Annotated in this window: 15 protein-coding genes; 7 read left to right on the top strand and 8 right to left on the bottom strand. The window is 42.6% G+C overall.

Annotated features, from left to right (window positions below; translation table 11 throughout):
- Nucleotides 1-54 precede the first annotated feature (54 nt).
- Entirely contained in the window at nucleotides 55-1,176 is a 1,122-nt protein-coding gene (locus I6E83_RS02090; protein ID WP_197099769.1) for a PilT/PilU family type 4a pilus ATPase, read from the top strand.
- A 166-nt stretch (nucleotides 1,177-1,342) separates the two neighbouring features.
- Here I6E83_RS02090 and fur read toward each other — a convergent pair whose 3' ends face one another.
- A complete protein-coding gene (gene fur, locus I6E83_RS02085; protein ID WP_110921825.1) occupies nucleotides 1,343-1,777 on the bottom strand; it encodes a ferric iron uptake transcriptional regulator in 435 nt (144 codons plus the stop codon).
- Between the two features lie 326 nt (nucleotides 1,778-2,103).
- On the opposite strand from fur, the gene I6E83_RS02080 reads away from it, so the two are divergent.
- Nucleotides 2,104-2,523 carry an outer membrane protein assembly factor BamE gene (locus I6E83_RS02080; RefSeq protein WP_194195994.1) on the top strand — a complete coding sequence of 140 codons (420 nt, stop codon included), beginning with the start codon at nucleotides 2,104-2,106 and terminating at the stop codon, nucleotides 2,521-2,523.
- An 11-nt stretch (nucleotides 2,524-2,534) separates the two neighbouring features.
- Here the strand turns inward: I6E83_RS02080 and I6E83_RS02075 are convergent, their stop codons facing one another.
- The 4 genes from I6E83_RS02075 to I6E83_RS02060 form a co-directional block, all read right to left on the bottom strand.
- Complete coding sequence (locus I6E83_RS02075; protein ID WP_320158374.1) at nucleotides 2,535-2,918, bottom strand: RnfH family protein; 384 nt, start codon at nucleotides 2,916-2,918, stop codon at nucleotides 2,535-2,537.
- Nucleotides 2,906-4,048, bottom strand: coding sequence for a hypothetical protein (locus I6E83_RS02070; RefSeq protein WP_110921826.1), 1,143 nt, complete (start codon nucleotides 4,046-4,048; stop codon nucleotides 2,906-2,908). The genes I6E83_RS02075 and I6E83_RS02070 overlap by 13 nt, the downstream gene beginning before the upstream one ends.
- A 330-nt stretch (nucleotides 4,049-4,378) precedes the next feature.
- Entirely contained in the window at nucleotides 4,379-5,047 is a 669-nt protein-coding gene (locus I6E83_RS02065) for a c-type cytochrome (RefSeq protein WP_110921827.1), read from the bottom strand.
- 321 nt (nucleotides 5,048-5,368) lie between these two features.
- Nucleotides 5,369-5,704, bottom strand: coding sequence for a c-type cytochrome (locus I6E83_RS02060; protein WP_197099768.1), 336 nt, complete (start codon nucleotides 5,702-5,704; stop codon nucleotides 5,369-5,371).
- 396 nt (nucleotides 5,705-6,100) lie between these two features.
- Between I6E83_RS02060 and yihA the strand changes: the two genes are divergently transcribed.
- A complete protein-coding gene (yihA, locus tag I6E83_RS02055; protein ID WP_197099767.1) occupies nucleotides 6,101-6,886 on the top strand; it encodes a ribosome biogenesis GTP-binding protein YihA/YsxC in 786 nt (261 codons plus the stop codon).
- A 117-nt stretch (nucleotides 6,887-7,003) separates the two neighbouring features.
- Here the strand turns inward: yihA and I6E83_RS02050 are convergent, their stop codons facing one another.
- A complete protein-coding gene (locus I6E83_RS02050; protein WP_197099766.1) occupies nucleotides 7,004-7,717 on the bottom strand; it encodes an HAD family hydrolase in 714 nt (237 codons plus the stop codon).
- 127 nt (nucleotides 7,718-7,844) lie between these two features.
- Nucleotides 7,845-8,855, bottom strand: coding sequence for an RluA family pseudouridine synthase (locus I6E83_RS02045; RefSeq protein ID WP_197099765.1), 1,011 nt, complete (start codon nucleotides 8,853-8,855; stop codon nucleotides 7,845-7,847).
- 1,158 nt (nucleotides 8,856-10,013) lie between these two features.
- Here I6E83_RS02045 and I6E83_RS02040 point away from each other — a divergent pair.
- A complete protein-coding gene (locus tag I6E83_RS02040) occupies nucleotides 10,014-14,288 on the top strand; it encodes an Rne/Rng family ribonuclease (RefSeq protein WP_197099764.1) in 4,275 nt (1,424 codons plus the stop codon).
- Nucleotides 14,289-14,372: 84 nt separating this feature from the next.
- Here the strand turns inward: I6E83_RS02040 and I6E83_RS02035 are convergent, their stop codons facing one another.
- Nucleotides 14,373-15,308, bottom strand: coding sequence for a DUF808 domain-containing protein (locus I6E83_RS02035; RefSeq protein WP_110921833.1), 936 nt, complete (start codon nucleotides 15,306-15,308; stop codon nucleotides 14,373-14,375).
- A 776-nt stretch (nucleotides 15,309-16,084) separates the two neighbouring features.
- Here I6E83_RS02035 and I6E83_RS02030 point away from each other — a divergent pair.
- The 3 genes from I6E83_RS02030 (at nucleotide 16,085) to I6E83_RS02020 (ending at nucleotide 19,949) form a co-directional block, all read left to right on the top strand.
- On the top strand, nucleotides 16,085-16,939 hold the full coding sequence (locus I6E83_RS02030; RefSeq protein WP_110921834.1) for a DsbC family protein: 855 nt from the start codon (nucleotides 16,085-16,087) through the stop codon (nucleotides 16,937-16,939).
- A gap of 362 nt (nucleotides 16,940-17,301) precedes the next feature.
- Nucleotides 17,302-18,660, top strand: a complete 1,359-nt coding sequence (locus I6E83_RS02025) for a homoserine dehydrogenase (protein ID WP_110921835.1) — start codon at nucleotides 17,302-17,304, stop codon at nucleotides 18,658-18,660.
- Nucleotides 18,661-18,767: 107 nt separating this feature from the next.
- A complete protein-coding gene (locus I6E83_RS02020) occupies nucleotides 18,768-19,949 on the top strand; it encodes a thiolase family protein (protein WP_197099763.1) in 1,182 nt (393 codons plus the stop codon).
- Nucleotides 19,950-20,329 lie beyond the last annotated feature (380 nt).

Here is a 20,329-nt window from a genome sequence, read left to right as displayed (position 1 = left end):
CAATCATGATTTCAGACATTTTCTTAATCGAGTTACATCGAATGCAGGTACGATATGGATATTGATAAACTATTACAGTTAATGATCAATAAAAATGGCTCTGACCTTTTTATTACCGCTGATGTAGCACCTTCCATGAAAGTAAACGGGAAGATTCTACCTGTTGGTAAAACGCCCTTAAGTTCAGAACAAACCATGCGATTGGTCAAAGGTGTCATGACACCAGGCCAGATAAAAGAATTTGATGAAACCAACGAGTGTCAGTTTGCTATTGCAGATGAAGCACAACAAGCCCGTTTTCGTGTCAGTGCTTTTATACAGCGTGATATGGCAGGGATGGTTTTACGAAAAATCGAAAATAAAATTCCAACGGTTGAAGAGCTACGTTTACCACCCGCGCTAAAAGAGTTAGCCATGAAAAAACGCGGTATCATTCTACTTGTGGGTGCAACGGGTACTGGTAAATCCACCACCCTTGCCTCCATGATAGGACACCGCAACCAAAACTCTCATGGTCACATCATCACTATCGAAGACCCTATTGAGTTTGTGCATCAACATCGTGGATGTATCATCACCCAGCGCGAAGTTGGTATCGATACTCACTCATTTGAAGCAGGCCTAAAAAACACCTTGCGCCAAGCACCAGATGTTATCTTGATTGGTGAGATTCGTAACCTTGAAGTCATGAGCTACGCCATTCAGTATGCAGAAACTGGGCATTTGGTTTTTGCAACCTTGCACGCTAACAACGCCAACCAAGCAATTGACCGTATCATTCACTTCTTTGAAGCAAATCGCCACAATCAGCTATTCATGGATTTATCACTTAACTTGCAAGCAATCATCGCGCAGCAGCTCATTCCAACACCTGATGGTAAAGGACGCCGCGCTGCTATTGAGATTCTATTGAACTCACAGCTCATCAGTGACTATATCCGTAAAGGTGAAGTTCATGAGATTAAAGATGTCATGAAACGCTCGCGTGATAGTGGCATGCAGACTTTTGATCAGGCGCTTTTTGACTTATATGAGCAAGGAGAAATTACGTATAAAGAAGCCATTCTCCATGCGGACTCTCCTAACGATTTACGCCTTCAAATTAAGCTGAATAGTAAAAATAGTACAGGCAATCTAGATGAAGGTGCTGACAGCTTATCTTTAAACATCACTTAAATACGGCTGTCTGTTTGAAGCGGTAATAGAGCCTTTGCTAGAACACTTGCACTCTTGACCACAAAAAAGCCCTCATTACTAATAATGAGGGCTTTTCGCTGTTTCAAAGATCTTTATAAGCTCTGAGAAACGATTTGTTTTTGAGAATTAAGAAAATCAAAGATGGTTATTTGATACTATCCTGACATTCTTGTTCGTCGCAGATACCATATAGCACCAATGAATGACCTGACAGCTTAAAGCCATGTTTTTCTGCAACCTTTAGCTGCTCTTCTTCGATTACCTCATTGTGGAACTCTACAATCTTTCCACAAACATCACAAACCAAATGATCGTGATGACCTTCTTGGGTAATTTCGAACACTGACAAATTGTTTTCAAAGTTGTGACGTTCAACGATGCCTGCTTGCTCGAATTGCGTAAGCACTCGATAAACAGTCGCTAGGCCAACATCTTCGCCTTGTTCAATTAACGCTTTATAAACCTCTTCTGCACTCATATGATGCAGCGCTGCACTTTCCAGCAGCTCTAAAATTTTGATACGAGGTAACGTCACCTTTAATCCGGCTTTACGTAAATCTTGATTGGTAAAAGAAGCCATAATATCCCTTCTGACTGTGACAGTCTTAGCAAATAAAGAACCAAAAATATGAGATAAATAATCATTAGCGATTATTTTTTATAATATATGAAGCATTTTAAGAACAGTAAACTTACTTATTCTGAGTGAATTATTCGTCTATTATTTTTCAATAAATATTTATGCAAGTATATGAATTTAAAATATAAATGATAACACCACTCAGGTAGCGTTTGGTAAATAATGTCGTAAGTGGTAGGAAATTGCAAGTAAATGACGTATCATTTGTCCAAGATTGTCGGTCAGACTAGCACCAACCAGCTTTGGCCGCGCCTAATTCATTTCTTGTGAGTCATCTTACCATGATAAAGACATTAACTTTTCGTCCGTTGAGCCGTACAAGCACATTACGCAAGATTGTCATCACCAGTATGCTTAGCGCCACTGTCGCTATGTCTGGCTGCTCATTATTGAGTGTTTATAAGATTGACTTGCCACAAGGCACTGCTATTACTCAGGCGCAAGCGCAAAATCTACAAGTAGGCATGAATCAAAACCAAGTACTTTATATTCTTGGTAGCCCAGCCATTAGAGACACTCTAGAACCTAAGCGTTGGGATTATATTTATGACTATAAAGCAGGGACAGAAGGCAGCCGTAAAGGTATTGCTGATGTCAAAAATGCTAGCCAACACTTAGTTATCTATTTCGATGATAACGGTTTGGTCAGTCGTATCGAAGGTATAGAAAGTCTTCCTGCTTCGTAATAGTGATAGGCTTAACTGCGAGATTTACTTTTGCGCTGAGACATAGGATCAGCGCTTAAGCTACGATATACCTCAATACGGTCAAAAGGCTGTAAACGATAGCTAAGCGGTTGCTTCTGTGCGTAGATACCTACATGCCAACGCTTAGCAGTCGGAGTAGCAATATCAGCAACCTCATCACACCATTTTGCTAAATCCGGAAACTCTACCAACCAGCCTGCTTGCTTTAGTGCATCATACAGACTGGTATCACGGCTAACTTGTAACGCTAAGTAATGCTGACGCTTTTCATCTTCGGCATATGCCAAGTATACGGTCATTAATGTGGTCTGCTCTGACGGCAACACATTCTTACTACCAATAACATTATTTTGATCAGCTGTTAGCTTATCCACTGCATCACCCAACCTATCAAGGCCAATAACAATGCGACTGGTACGACCAAACGTATCGCTATCCGCCATAAGTTATACAACGCCTCGTTGCCAAAGTTCAACGACTTACGCAAATGACTGATTTTCATCTGCCAACCTGCAAAGATCGATAACAGCAACACTGCCACACTACTAATAATGACCAAAATACCGACTAACCACGTGGTTGGAATGGAAATGACTAACACCAGTGCTAGCACCAACGTCAATCCCAAACTGACCAACAGCCCGAACTTGTGTGCCAACTGTTGCGTACTATAATGTAGCAGATAACTCGCGACGAACAGCACCCCTACCCAATATAACAGCTGTCCAATTGGTGGTAATGACACGCCGCTAATTAATAGTGCAACCACACCAACGATTAACTGCAATATCCAAATAGGTAGTACCAATTTGGTTGCACGATACTCAGCTGTCACTCGACTGCGAGCAGGCGTTTGCGCGTTATAATTGTCTGTGTCTACTGCTGTTGCCGTCTGTTTGGTTATTAAATTTTGACCGAACCAGTACAAGCCTGTCCCTGCACCAACACTCACTAGCGCTAACGCTACTGCACGTGCCCATTCATTTAAGCTAATGTCAGTCATCGCAAAGTCGATACTAGGTAGACCATTGGCCACACCTAGTACCAAACCGACAACCATCAACCCCAGTCCAATCGCTAAAGGAGCAACGCCAACTAAACTCAATAATAGAGCGATGACCATCAAGCCCGCAGCAACTGCAAAGCTTGGCACATCAGGTGCGCTATTCAGTTCAGTCAATGCACCTAATATGCCAGAGCTTGCACCAGATACAACCAATGCTGCGATGATGATAGACACCAATGCTGCTAACCAACCAAAACTACGCCAGATTGGACTGGCATCTGCTTCACGAGTCAGCTTTTGCATCCCTGCTAATGGTGCTTCGACACTACGATAGGCCAACGCTATTTCAGCATAAATGACCGGCAATGATACCAGTACCATTGCTAGTAACCAAAGTAGCCAGAAATCAATCTCGCCAATAGATGCAGGTGCAAACCAACGAAACAAGAGTAACGGTAGCAGGGCTGCGATAAAGTAAGAGGCATAACGGATCATCATAATCTAAATCCAAACGAGCTAATATCATTCACAAAAATTAGAGTAGCAAGAAAAATGAGTGCAAGCGCTATACAATATAGGCTAAATGACTTTGACACGGCTAATCATACTTTTTGAGTTTGATGTAAAGTGAATAACGATAATTTATAATTATACGGTACAAGGAAGAGCACCTGTATATATACTGCCCCTATAATATAAGGGATGAATAGTTATAAAAAAACCCCGAAATCGGGGTTTAATAATAAAACAATGACGGCTATACGGTCTAGAGATCAGTAGCGGCACTTACGAAGCATCTACTACGTACTCGTAAACAGTATTAATAAATTAGTGAACAGCACTTACGTAGTCTGACAAGATACGAATATCATGATCCGATAGTTTCGACGCAACTGTCTGCATCATACCCATATCGCCTTCTTTCGCTGCATCGTTGACTCGCTTTTGGTCATCACTGTCGATATCATCGACACGGCCAGCGGCACGGAAGAGTTTTAGCTGAGTAGATATGTATTCTGCATGCTGACCACCTAGCTTTGGAAATGCCGCCCAAGTATTACCAGCAGCATCTGGCCCATGACAACCCGCACAGCCGATAACGCCGCGTGATTTGTCACCACCTAAGAATAACTTAGAGGCTGCTTGATTGGTCGCAGGATTACCAAAGCCAACACCCCAAGGCGCTTGGCTAGCATAGTAACCGGCCACATTGGCCAAGTCTTGCTGCGATAAGTTCGCAACTTGCGATTGCATGATGCCATTCTTGCGGTAACCCGCTTTAAAATTGACCAGCTGTTTATAAAGATATTTGACGTTTTGGCCACCTAAGTTAGGCTGCGCAGGGACAACACTAACACCAGTAGCACCATGACAGGCAGCACATACGGTTTCTGCGATTTGCTTACCAGCATTGACGTCGTGTTCAGGAACAATAATAGCAGCTTGTACGCTGAAACTTGCAACGCATAAGCTGGCAGCAGCGATTAACTTTTTCATTGATACAAATCCTACTAACTCGGTGTAAGTATTATTGAGAATGAGTGTACTAATAAGACACCTGATACAAACTGCCTTATAATTAGCGAGGCAAGTATATGATTTAAGGTCTTGGCCACAAACAATCTGAAAGTACTTACTAACATCAGGGTTTATTTTCGATTATTATAGCAAGACTTTGTAGCATTTGCCTACTTAATCGTCACATCCGTCAGTTTTTCTAACAAAGCACGCTAGGATACTCACAAAAAATAAAAAGCGCATAAGAGTCGTAAAACCCAGCGCTTTGTTTAGTATGACTTTGTCTTATTCCCGCATCTATTACTTGCTCATATATTCAATAAGCTTACGATAGTCATCATCACTGCAAGCGTCACAAAGACCGCCAGCAGGCATTTGAATCATACCGCTTTTGACTGAATTGATCAGCGTAGGCATGCTTTTTTGCTTTATGAGCTGCTGCCATTTCGCACTATCACCTTTTTTAATCGCATTTAGCGCCCCACTATCGTGGCAAGCTGCACATGAGTTATTATAGGTCGTGGCGGTATCAGCAGAGTTTGCGTTGGTCATAAAGACGGTGCTTAGTACTAATGTCGAAACACTAGCTATTAGAATACGGCGAGCTTGGCTAAAAAGCGTGGTGATTGAAATCATATAACACCCCTTTTGCTATCTTATTCGTTTAATCACTCTTCCTATTAAACGTCTTCCATTTATTGTATCTTATTGAATATTGTAACAATATATGTCATCTAAATATAGATAAATCAAGTTTCACTTTGGTAATGCATTTGGTATAGCGATAACCAGTACCCATGACTTTAATGTTATGTTGCTATTTATATGATGCTAATCGCAGTTATTTCAATAAGTAAGACCACTAATAGTATAGAATGGTCAGTAATTTGAAACGACTGCTTTTACGACCCAAAGACACTGAAAGTTGCAACGCACAACGTTGCTCAGTCTTTTGTCGAATGCACCGCTTTCACAACCCGCTAAATCAAATTTTATAACCGTATCCAATTTTTTAAGATTAATGAGCCATTTATGAATACCCCGTTTACAGATGTCGCCGCCGAACATGCGGTGTTCAACACCAAATCCCGTCAGAAGATTCAGCAAACTGAATTTATGATGTCAGCACCTACTTTTCGTCTTTGCCCACCTGACATGGGGTTAGAAGTTGCTTTTGCCGGACGTTCAAACGCGGGCAAATCGTCGGCTATTAATGCCTTGACCAATCAGCGCCAACTAGCACGTTCGTCTAAGACACCTGGACGTACGCAGATGATTAACTTTTTTAGTATCGGTGATGCTGATAGACGCCTAGTTGATTTACCTGGTTATGGCTATGCAGCGGTGCCACTTGAGATGAAAAAAGAATGGCAGGTTGAGCTAGAAGAGTACTTGGTATCACGCTCAAGCCTTGCCGGTTTGGTACTGATGACTGACATTCGTCATCCATTGAAATTCTTTGATGAGCAAATGCTACGTTGGGCAAATGATGGCGAACTGCCAGTACATATCTTGCTAACCAAAGCAGATAAACTGAAATATGGCGCGTCCAAGAATGCTCTACTTAATACTCGTAAAAGGCTAAAAGAGCTGGGGTTGAATTGCACCATTCAGCTATTTTCAGCTTTGAGAAAAGAAGGCTTAGATGAGTTGGCTGGGATAATGGGCAACTGGTATGAGTACCAGCTTGATGCAGACAAAATTATTGAGTCCTCTTTTGCATTATTAGAAGGCGAAGAGCTAGAAGACGCTATTGAAAAAGACAGTGCTCAAAAAGAAGGCGCTCAAAAAGAAGGCGCTCAAAACGAGAGCAAATAGCTATTATGGTTTGCTATAAAAAAAGGGTTTATCGTTATTATCGATAAATCCTTTTTTATTGTCACAGAGAGCACATTGTAGCGACACTATTAAATAGCTAAGCCACTCAAATTGAACTTATCCACATAGGATTTTAGCCAGTGCTTCTGGTGTATCGACCTGATAAGTAGGGTGCTGTGCGGCAAGCTCAGCACTAGATGCCGTACCATAATCCACCGCTATACTGGTCATACCCAGCTGAGTCGCCATTTGAATATCGTAGATACTATCACCGATAAATACAGCATCAGAAACTTGCTGCTGCGTATAATTCAGAATATCAGTCAGCATCTGTGGATCAGGTTTTGAGCCTGCCTCATCAGCACAGCGCGTCATCACAAAGTAATGATGGCTCTCTGAAGCATCTAACACACGATCTAAACCCTTTCTTTTTTTGCCAGTTGCGACCGCTAGCTTTTTACCTTGTTGCTGCAAAGTCTGCAACATACCTTCTATAGGCGCAAAAAGCGGCGTACTGTGGCTATTGGCAATATAGTACTCTGCATAGCTTTGTTGAATAGCCAGCTTCTGCGACTCATCTGCTTGCGGATACAAAATCTCAATGCCATTCATCAAGCTAAGGCCAATGATGTCCTGCACGGCTTTATCAGTCGTCTGAAATCCATGCGACTGCCCTGCCACATGCATCGACTCAACGATTAAACCAATTGAGTCCATCAATGTACCATCCCAATCAAAGATAATCAGCGTCTTATCTGCTAACTGATGATTGGCTAATAACGAAGCGTTTTCGGTAGAAGTTGTAGTACTGGCTACAGATTGTTCACTCATGAATAGACCTTAGCGAATAGCGATAATAAAGTGTAGATACGAAAACGTCACGGCGGCTTATTAGGAAAAATAAGAGTTCGTGACGTTTAGGATGAATACTTAACAAGTAAGGCGTTGACTGTGCTACTTATTCAGGCAATGTAATTTGCTCTGGTAGCCAGTCTGCCATGTCATCTGGTAGCGGTGCGGTAATGGTTTCATAACCTGGGATATCTAAGCGCCATGCATGTAAGCACAGGCGATGAACACCTGACTTGTCATGTACGTTGTATTTATCATCACCCAAAATAGCATGACCAATATGAGCCAAATGCACACGGATTTGATGCGTGCGCCCAGTCAATGGTTTGGCTTCGATCAAGCTCACTGGCTGATCAGCAATCATAAAACGACCATGAACGACAATATCTGTCTGGCTTTCTTTAGATTGTGGGTCTTGCTTATCTACTTTGACGCGGCGTTCACCACTAGCGACTGTATAGCGTAGTAATGACGCATCGATACGTTGCTCGTTTAACGCTGGTTGGCCTTTTGCGATACACAAGTAATGCTTCTGGATGGTTTTGTCTACTAGATGCTGTTGCAATGCTTTTAGTGCTGAGCGTTTTTTAGAAATCATCAACAGACCTGACGTATCTTTATCAATACGATGTATCAGCTCTAGGTATTTTTTACCCGTCACTTCACGCATGGCTTCGATGACGCCAAAGTCCAAACCACTACCACCATGAACGGCGATACCAGAAGGCTTATTCAGCACTAGCATCCCTTCATCTTCATAAACCACACGTGCTAATAAACTTTTAGCAAACTCGGTGCTAATGATTGGTTTTTCACGGGTAGCGAGTACCACTGGCGCGATACGTACCACGTCTTCACGCTGTACTCTATCGTGCGCTTTGCAGCGTTTGTTATTGACACGTATTTCATCAGAGCGAATCATTTTATAGATATGCGGTTTTGGCAAACCTTTTAAACGGTTCAACAAAAAATTATCCAAGCGTTGATCGTGCTGATGGCGTGTTACTTCAAGATAATTAACCTTACCAAAGTTGCTGATTTCATCGTCAGCGCTTTGCGGGCGTGTTTTGCTATTAAAAATAGCAGGAGCTTCGTGGGTAGGTGCGTCTTCAGTCATTTTTGAGTTCGTCATTTTTAGTTAGGTATTTACACAAAGATTTGCTATAGTTTAGCATGTTGAGCGACAATTAAGCAGAGGCTGCGGCAATAATCATTGTTGTTTCAGATAGCTGGCCACCATTTTTGCTACTTGCTAGCAACAAGGTAGAAGCTGTATACCCTGCCAAGATTGTACGTTTCATCTAATTTTAGGGTGTACTATCTGTTTAAAAATATCCATTACCGATATTTATAGATATTAGCCCATAAATTGAAAGAACCGCACTGACTTTTATGCAGTGCCATAACATTAAATAGTGACACTAAATACCTTTGTGTTAATAAATTCAGCATTAATAAATTTGGCAAAATGCCTATTTATCAATCGCTAATAACACTACATTGACTCACAACCTGCATAACAATGACATTTTTTGATAGTCCTTTATGCGAGCGTAGCTGAGCAAGTATGGGTGATTTAGCATTAGGATCGAAAAGTATATCGATAGCTGCCTAAGTATTGGTGGTCAAACAGATGACGATAACAATGTAAATACAGCACCACGCCGATAGCCTGGTCATTTATTCTGTTTGCCAAGTACGCCCCGCTAATAACCAAAGCCGCGATGCCTAACCTTAAAACACCCAAGATATTATTGACGTTATACTAGAAAGAACGATAAATAAAGAATGACCAATTACTTTACCTAGAGAGATAATTGCTGAATAACTATTTTATATAATAGGACTCATAACAGCGATATTATTGCTAGACTTTGATGGATTGACTGCAACAGCAATATATCTTTTCAATATTTTTAAGCCAGTAACTGACCGTCGACTGCTCCTACAAAGCGTGCTGACATCGCTACCAACAGAACTTACTGATAATGAAAATTTAATAGTATGCTAACGCATGAACATTTAAACTAAGCCTATTAATAATAAGATATGAATAGATAGCCTTACACCCTATACGATTTATATTTACGTTAGCACTGCTAACATGCTTTAGGTAAAAATAAGCCATTAAAAAAGCCCAAGCGCTTTATTAAATACATCATTTACGTTCTACCGTTGACTAACGTCTACCAATGCTAATAACACATTAGCCATACTTGCCATCACGCCCTAAAGCCCGTCTCGTCGTTGTTATGCGTACTCATAGGATACAAATATGAAACGCATTTTGATCAACGCTACTCAAAACGAAGAAATTCGTGTCGCCTTATGTAAAGGCAACCACCTGTACGATTTCGACTTAGAAAACCGTACCCGTGAACAAAAAAAATCTAACATCTATAAAGGTCATGTGACCCGTGTCGAGCCGTCGCTAGAAGCGGTGTTTGTCGAATATGGCTCACAGCGTCAAGGTTTTTTACCGATTCGTGAAATCTCTGCTGAATATCTAAGCGGTAACCCACGTGACGAAAATATCAAAAAATTGATCAAAGAAGGCGATGAATTAATCGTCCAAGTTGAAAAAGAAGAGCGTGGCAATAAAGGCGCTGCCCTATCGACCTATGTATCATTAGCAGGTCGCTATCTGGTATTGATGCCAAACAACCCTCGCGGCGGTGGTATCTCACGTCAAATCTCAGGCAAACTTCGTGAAGACATGAAGCGCATGCTGAGCAATCTTGATTTGCCAAAAGGTATGAGTGTCATCATTCGTACTGCTGGTATTGGTAAAACTCAAGAAGACTTGCAACACGATTTGAACCACCTTCTCAATATCTGGCAGGCCATCCAAGAACAAAACCAAAAATATCCTTCGCCGCGCTTGGTTCACCAAGAAGCGGGCGTTGTCACACGTGCCGTTCGTGATTATCTACGTGATGACATCGCTGAAATTTGGATCGATAATGAAAACGCTTATATTGAAGCGGCAGGCTTTATCGATGCAGTGATGCCAAAACAAGCTGAAAAATTGCGTAAATATACTGATTATGAGCCGATGTTTTCGCGCTTTAATATCGAAAAACAAATCGAAACAGCCTATCAGCGTGAAGTTCGTTTGCCTTCAGGTGGCTCAATCGTTATTGACCAAACGGAAGCACTGGTCTCTATCGATATCAACTCAGCCAAATCGACCAAAGGTTCAGATGTCGCTGAAACTGCCTACCATACTAACTTAGAAGCCGCTGATGAGATTGCTCGTCAGCTACGTTTGCGTGATATGGGTGGTTTGATTGTCATTGATTTCATCGATATGAATGACAATAAGCATCAAAAAGAAGTGGAAAAACGTCTGATTGATGCCACTAAATATGACCGTGCACGCGTTCAATTCGGTGATATTTCTAAATTTGGTCTCATGGAAATGAGCCGTCAGCGTCTACGTCCTTCACTAGAAGAATCAACTGGCTATATCTGCCCACGTTGCCACGGTAACGGCATGATTCGTGACTTGCGCTCATTGTCACTATCTATCATGCGTCAAATTGAGCAAATCGCTCTTAAAGAACGTCAAGGTGAAGTACAAGCAGAAGTACCAACTGACATCGCAGCATTCTTATTAAATGAAAAGCGCGACAGCTTGGTCTATCTTGAGCAAGACAGCGGCACTCGTATCACGATATTACCGCACGCACATTTAGAGTCACCAAACTTCAAACTGCACTTCAACCGTGATGGTTTTGCACCTTCTAGCTATGAGCGTATTACGGATACCGCCCAAGAACATAGCGATTTGGGCTATGAAGTTGACTGGCAAACCGCTGAAAAAGAGCGTCCAGAACAGCAGCCTACTCGCCAGCCACGTCAAGCAGTAGACAATAAAGCTACTAATAATAAGCCAAACAATACCGTTGAGCATAGCAACGATCATCGCAACAATAAAAGTACCACGAACGTTTCATCTGCGCGTGCACCGCAAGCTAGCAAAAGCCAAAGTGTTGCAGCACCTGTCGCTCCAGTAGCGGCTCAAGCACCAGCTCCTGTGCATGTTGAGACAGCTGCACAGCCACAAGCTGTAGCATGGTTGTCAAATCTCTTTGCTCAAGCACCACAAGCATCGACAACCCCTAGCGTGAGCAGTCGTGATGCAGCAGAAGCTATTGAAGCACTAGTAAACACTGGCGCACAAAGCTTAGGTTCATTTGGACAAACTGATAACAGTGCTTTGACTACTGCAGCTAACCCTGCGCAAGCAACTCAGCAGCACAGTAATCAGAAGAATGATGCACCCCAGTCAAATAACGATACCAATCGTCAGCAAGATCGTCGTACCTCTGACAGCGACACTGATGATAGTAATAATGAAGATAGAAGAAGACGTAAACCGCGTAAATCTAGATCTTCTAAGCCACGTCAAAGAAAAGATCAAACGGATGAGACTAGCGATAATGTAAGTAGCGATGCTGATAGCAACACGTCAGAGAATGCCGCAAATAATGTCGCAAATAATGCTGATGACAAACAGTCGAGCAATCAGGACAAACGTCAGCATGACAATAGACGTACGAATGATCGCAATCGCAACAATCGTCAAGACAGCAATAATCAAAACAGTAACCGCAATGCAAACGCGCGCAACGCTACTGATGACAAAGAAAGTGAAGCATCAGAGGAGCAAGTTCGCACTAAACGTAAATCGCACACTCAACGCGGCTCACGTGGCAAGCTAGAGCGCGGTGAAACGCTAACAGCTGAAAATGTTAAACAACACAATCAGCAAGCGACGGCAAGCAATAACGGCGGTAGAAACCAAGCCAATACGCGCCGTAATCAGAACCCTAACGAAGTCGTGCTACAAGTCAACGAAGCACCTGCTGCGCTTAAGCCATCAGAAGTTGTACATCTGTCGTTAGATGACAGTAAGTCAACACAGGCAAAACCTCAACCTGCTGAAAAGCAAAGCTCAGCAAATGACGTTGCGAAAGATGAAGTAGCCAAAGCGTCTAATACTCAACCGCAGACTAATAGCAGAAGCACTGATAAAAAAGAGGCTGAAGTTAAGGTCACGGCTGAAAAAACAACTGACGATAATGCTGTAGAAGTCAGCGAAGCTAAGGTTGATAGCACTGCTAAAGACGATAGTCATGATGGCCAAAATAACGTCGTGAAAGCTGATGCTAACACCGATGTTAAAAAGCCTGTCGTAGATGAGCAGTCAGTATCCAAAAGTGATAAAGACAGCGCATCTGACACTGTGAAGCCAGTAGTTGCCGAAGCAAATAGCACGCCAGTAGTAGATAAGTCTCAGGAAGCGAATACGCCTGATGAAGCTGCTACTGATGAAGTTGCTATTGATGAAACTACTAAGAGCAGTAATGAGGGTGACAATGCTGAGAAAGCTGCGAGCGCTCAGACTACTAGCCCTAGCGTAGAGGCTAATAATAATAGTAGTAGTAGTAGCAATGATAATGACAGTACCAAGAGCAGCTCAGCACTTGAGCTGACACATGAAGCATTGTTTGCGACACGCTACGTGACTGCTGAAAAGTTTGGTCAAGCCAGTAACGATCCACGTGTTGTGCTTAGTAAGCAGGCGCAATCACAGGTTACTTCAGAGCCTCAAGTCAACGAGCAAGCAGTCGTAAGCGTGCCAGCTATTCGCGGTACGGTTGGTGAGTTTATTCGTGCGACATTGCCAGAAGCTCAGACTCGCTTAACAGCAGATGGCGTGATCAACTGCTTTATCGAGACGGTTGCTTTGCACATGGCGCAAGCTCAGAGCTCTGATAATAGTGCAACTGTAAGCGCTATCGATAGTAACGAGCTTGCAACTCAGAGCTTTAATTTTAGCAACTACGGCTATCAGCCATTAGCAGCAGACTATCTAGCACGCTTCGAAACGATGACCCAAGCGGTCAGTCAGTTTGCGGCCACGCAAGGTAAAACCGACGTTGAACCTCGTGCTATCGGCAAACGTGCTAGCAATGATCCACGTGGTCAGCACCCTGATTATCAGGAGCCAGCAGTGTTAAGTTTACCGACTGAACAAGCAGCTGATACTCATACCGAGCAAACAGTCTCTGAAAAAGCAGAGAACGAAGTAGATGCTCATAATGTAGAGGCCAATGCGCTAGCCAGTCAGGCTCAAACGGACGACGTCAGTGCTGATAGCGAACAGCTGCTAGAGGCAGATCAAGCCTTATCAGAATCTACCAGCCAGCCAGCTGAAGAAAACACGGCTGCTGAAAATGTAGATTCTGAAGAGACTAGTGTCACAAGTGATGAAGCAACGGCTGACACTGTTATCGAACCAGCACCTGAAGCTAAAGTAGAAGAGCCTACCAAAGAAGAAATTCAGGCGGCAAAGTCAAAAACCACGATAGCCAGTTATAAAAACATGATCGAAAATGTGGCTGAGCAACTATTACCTCAGACAGGTATGTTCAACTTAACCACACCTAAAGTCCCAAAGGCTCGCACTCGTAAGCCTAAGACGGATCATAAGAAGCCAACGCAAGCAGAACAGCTGGATAGTGATAACTCAGACAGTTAATAGTCATTAGTTACTCTAGACGTAAAAAGCCCCGCATATAATATGCGGGGCTTTTTATTACCTGTTAGTTAGAATCTATAAACTTTAATGGGCAGTAGACTCTTTACCACCGCGGACATTATTGATGGCAGTGATGATAAACAAAACAATGGCACCAACCACGAATCCAAGAATGCCATGCAACAACATAGTGACCAAACCTTCTAGTACCCCTATCTGATGCACAATACCTTCTAAAAAGTGCTCTAAAGGTGCAATACCATGGGCGATAATACCACCACCCACTAAGAACATAGCTATCGTGCCGGCAATCGATAGAAACTTCATCAGCTTTGGTGCAGCAGACAACATAAACTGACCAAGCTTGCGAGTACCATCGCTAGCATCTGGCTTCTCAATTAGATGTAGCCCCGCATCATCAATTTTTACAATACCAGCAACCAGACCATAAATACCAATGGTCACAACAATAGCAACGATAGAAAGCACAATCCCTTTCTCTAAGATACCTGCTCCTGCTGCAGTTATTGCACCTAAAGAGATAACTAAGATTTCGGCTGACAAAATAAAGTCAGTACGAATAGCCCCTTTGATTTTCTCTTTTTCAAACGCGACCATATCGACATTATCATCCGCATTTGCCGCACGTCGTGCTTCATGAACTTCATCATGCGGTAATAGCTTTGGCCAAAATTTATGAATGACCTTTTCAGCCCCTTCATAACTCAAGTATAGACCACCCACCATAAGCAAAGGGGTGATTAACCAAGGAATGAAGTAGCTGATGAGTAGTGCAGCTGGTACTAAGATAAGCTTATTGACGAACGAGCCTTTGGCCACTGCCCAGATGACAGGCAATTCACGACTTGGTCTAACGCCAGTTACTTGCTCAGCGTTGAGTGCTAAATCATCCCCAACCAAACCGGCTGTTTTTTTAGCAGCTACCTTGGTCATGACAGCTACGTCATCCATCAATAGGCTCATGTCATCAAGTAAGAGTAATAAACTGGCGCCTGCCATGTGTGTTCCTTATTATGAATTTTCTGAAGTAAACAACTATAAGCATATTATTATATAGAGTCTGATAAAAACAATGTTAAATACTGCTACGGTTAATCTTATATAAGCCAGATACGGTATCAGGGTCGCTCAACCTACTATTTATGATGCTTTTGCTCACCTTCCTTGTATCTGAACTAGGGCGTGTCATCAATTAGATTGTGAGGCTTAAAATGAGAAAAATTATAGATAAACAAGGAAGAAATTGCCGTTAATATGAACATATTGGCAAAATTACTGACGATGTTTAGCAAGATTTAGCCATTTTAAGGCCACTAAATATATTTATGTGCTAATTGATGACACGCCCTAACTTAAACCACCTATATTAATAGCCTAGCGATACAAGCATAGATATTAAATAGTACAAATGTATCTTAGTTTTTGAGTCTACCTTTATCAGTAGCACTATAATCATAGTCTATATATAGTCAAGTCCATATAAATCCGCTACATCGTCATCCTCGCTAAGCATACTAATGTATAACTTGCACTCGGTTTCCTTGTATCGAAATTATATTGAACCGACTATAGACCAATAGCCTGTGGCTGTTATTTACCATAAATATGTTAATATAGACGACATTACCACTTACCTTACATGACCGATACTTTCCTAAATCTCCTTAATATTCAAAATCTTAAGGGGTTTTTCATGCACTATCATATATGTAATTTCATCACCTTCCTTCTCAAAAAAAATTTATGACTAGGCTCGATGCCGACAGGACACCCATATGCCACTTCCCTTTGTAAAAAACACCTTGGCTCGTAAGCGCTTTCCTCAAAGTAACTTATCTCGTTTTATGATGAGTGCCTTGCTTGTTGTTGTGGCGGCAGGCTGCTCAAATAATGCAGCGGATGCAACCAGCAATACCAGTGTTGTCAACAATACAAAGACCAACGTCAGCACCACTAAAACGTCAACGGATAACGATGCTACCGTGGTAGATGCGTTGCAAGCAAACTTAAAAGCGTCTGGTATTGAAGAGAAAGTTATTTCAGCAGTACCAACTGATATGGACGGAATTTATTGGGTAACAGCAGAAGGATTACCTCCTTTCTTTGCTGACAAGGCTGGTAAGCACATTATTCAAGGGCAAATCATCGCGGTAGGTCAAGGTGCTCCTGTCGATATTAGTGCTGCCTTGGTTGCTACTACAGCGCAAGACGCATTAAAAGCAGTCGATAAAAAAGACATGGTTATCTATCCAGCAAAAGGCGCAACGAAGGCTATCATTTATGCCTTTACCGATGCAGACTGTGGTTATTGCCGTAAACTGCATTCAGAAATAGATGATATCAATGCGCGCGGTGTCGAAGTGCGTTATTTAGCATGGCCACGCAGCCAAGAGTCGGTGCCAAAGATGGAAGCGATTTGGTGTAGTGAAGATCGTCACGCCGCAATGAATCAAGCAAAAGTAGGTGCCAATATTCAAGCGCCTAGCTGTGTCAATCCTGTGCAAGAGCATATGGCGCTTGGTACCAAACTTGGCGTGCGTGGTACTCCAGCTATCTTTACTGAAGCAGGACAACAAATTGGCGGCTATTTACCTGCAGCACAATTGGCAGAAGCTGCTGGCGCTAACTAAAATTTATCAGATGATTTAATTATTTGTGACACTTATCGTTGGTTCGAGATAATTCAGATATAGGCAAGGCGAGTGAAAGTACTGCACATAGTAGACGGAACAAACCTAACCACATGTCTGACTTATCTAGAATAGACGGTATAACGATTGCGACATTGTATAGACGTCACAACTGCTTGTCGGTATGATACGATAAAGCGCTATGAAAAATCTGCAGCATACTTTTATTTGAGCATTTTTTATTCAACTATAATGGCGCCGCGATAATACGACTACTGTCAAAATACGCTGAATACTATTCGCAAATTTGACTCGTAATGGCTTTATACTTGGTTCATTATATTTAACCTCTTGAGGATACTGTGAGCAATTCCATCAAACTAGCGATACTTGGTCTGGGCACCGTCGGAACGGGCGTGATCAATCTAATTAATGATAACTTAGATGAGCTAAAACGCCGTAGCGGACGCAATATTATTATTACCGAAGTCGGTACGCGCCGTCAGCGTGATGATATTGATCCCGATATTATTCAAAACAGTGACTTGATGGCAATTGCTGCGAGCGAAAATGTCGATATCGTGATCGAAGTGATCGGTGGTACGACCTTAGCTAAAGACGTCATCATGCACGCTATTAAAAATGGCAAGCATGTGGTCACTGCTAATAAAGCGCTGTTGGCTGAGCATGGCAATGAGATTTTTGCTTTTGCTGAAGCCAATAACGTCCACGTTGCTTATGAAGCAGCCGTGGCAGGCGGTATTCCAATCATCAAAGTGATGCGTGAAGCACTCGCTGCCAATAAAATCGATTGGCTTGCAGGTATCATCAACGGTACTGGCAACTTTATCATGACTGAAATGCGTGACAAAGGTCGCCCGTTTGCAGACGTACTGAACGAAGCGCAAGAGCTGGGTTATGCTGAAGCAGATCCAACTTTTGATGTTGAAGGGATTGATGCGGCGCACAAATTGGCCCTACTCGCCTCTATCGCTTTTGGTATTCCATTACAGTTTGATAAAGTCTACTGTGAGGGTATCACTGGCATTACTTTACAAGATGTGAACTATGCGGAAGAGCTTGGCTACCGTATCAAGCATTTAGGATTTGCCGTACGCCGTGATGGTCAAGGCGACAATAATGCCGCTGGTATTGAGCTACGTGTACATCCAACGCTTATCCCGCAAGATGCGTTACTCGCCAATGTTAATGGCGTAAAAAATGCCGTATTGGTCAACTCTCACCCACTTGGGCAGACGCTCTATTGTGGTGATGGTGCTGGTGCTGGCGCGACGGCTTCTGCTGTCATGGCCGATGTCATGGATTTGGTTCGCGTATTGGGTAGTACAGACAATGACGACCAAGGTAGCAATAATCAAAACAACCATGGTCATCATGTACCACATTTGGCCTTTATCCCTGAGCAACTATCAGATACACCGATATTACGTGCCGAGCAGATGATCACTGGTTATTATTTGCGTGTGCATGCTAATGACAATCCAGGTGTACTCGCGGATATTACCCGTATCCTAAGCGATGCTGGTATCAATATTGATGCGATTTTGCAAAAGCCTGCGCATAAAGTGGGTCAAGTACCCGTGATTATCTTGACGCTACCTGTGGTCGAGAGCCAGATGAATCTAGCCATTGAAAAAATTGAAAAGCTAGAGACTATTACTGATAAAGTAGTACGCATTCGCTTAGATGAGCTAGCGTAAGCAAGTCCAAAACCTGCTAGATTATCAGCGTTTGATCATTAGTAAATGTTTGATTTTACTCAATGTAAGATACTCTCATTTAAAATACGCAAAAAGGAATAATAAAAATGTCAAATGATGCAATTGTAATTTTAAACGGCGCACGTACACCAATGGGCGGCTTCCAAGGCGCGTTGCAAGACATGAGCGCAACTGATCTTGGCGCTGCCGCTATCAAAGCTGCGGTTGAGCGCTCAGGTGTGAGTGTTGATAATATTGATGAAGTTATCATGGGCTGTATCTTAACAGCAGGTTTGGGACAAGGTCCTGCACGTCAAGCCATGCGTAAAGCTGGTCTGTCTGATGCTACTGGTGCTGTCACTATCAACAAGCTATGCGGCTCAGGTCTAAAAGCAGTGATGCAAGCACATGATGGTATCAAAGCAGGCAGCTTCAATGTTGCCGTTGCTGGTGGCATGGAGTCTATGACCAATGCCCCTTACCTTATGCCAGGGTCGCGTGGCGGCTATCGTATGGGACACAAAGAAGTCAAAGACCACATGTTCTTAGATGGTCTAGAAGATGCTGAAACTGGTAAGCTCATGGGCAACTTTGCTCAAGAAATGGCAAATGAAAAAGGCTATACACGCGAGCAAATGGATGAGTTTGCTATCGAATCGCTGAATCGTGCGCTAACCGCTATCAAAGATGGTCACTTCGTAGACGAGATCGAAGCCGTTACCTTTAAAACCCGTAAAGGTGAGCAAACTGTCGATACCGATGAGCAACCAGCACTTGCCAATGCTGATCGTATCCCAACCTTACGTCCTGCCTTTGCAAAAGACGGTACTATTACTGCCGCAAACGCCAGCTCAATCTCTGACGGCGCTGCTGCTGTTGTTGTCATGAAAGAGTCTCAAGCAAAAGCTGAAGGTTTGGATTACCAAGCGCGTATCATTGCGACCGCTTCTAACTCTCGTCATCCTAGCGAATTCACAATTGCCCCAATCGGTGCGATTGAAAAAGTATTGGCTAGCGCTGGTTGGTCAGTAGCAGATATCGATCTATGGGAAATCAACGAAGCATTTGCAATGGTGACCATGGCTACTATGGACGAGCTAAAAATTGAACACGCTAAGGTCAATGTCGAAGGTGGCGCTTGTGCACTCGGTCATCCAGTAGGCTGTTCTGGCGCTCGTATCTTAGTCACGCTTATTAACTCTCTAAAGCGTACAGGCGGCAAAAAAGGCGTTGCCACGCTATGTATCGGTGGCGGTGAAGCCGTTGCTGTTGCAATAGAACTTGCCTAGTATTTAAAACTACTTAAAATTTGAGCACGTTAATGACTTAGCATGTTCAAACTGGATTGATAGCTTCGAATTTTATTAATTTCATTAGTATTCAAAAACCGCAGCGCTTATTACTCTGCGGTTTTTTTGTGTCTATCAATTCTCAACACGCATAGAACATTACTCTCTGTAAAGTCACGTTAACTTATACCCCTAGCTATGTTATGCCACTTACAGCCCATTACACGCAATTACTTCAAGTGCACACTTTGCTACCTTGCTCATATATCTCATAAAAAATCATGATGTTAGGATTGTTCCAAGTCAACGTAGAAGCATTTCTTAATGACTTGGTACATGTTTTATTATAAAAATAACTTTTCAAAAATATGATATTTCCA

Source organism: Psychrobacter sp. SZ93C1 (genome assembly GCF_015864635.1).
Taxonomy (GTDB): domain Bacteria; phylum Pseudomonadota; class Gammaproteobacteria; order Pseudomonadales; family Moraxellaceae; genus Psychrobacter; species Psychrobacter fozii.
Note: the sequence above shows the minus strand (reverse complement) of the source record. Positions and strands in the feature narration are given on the sequence as shown.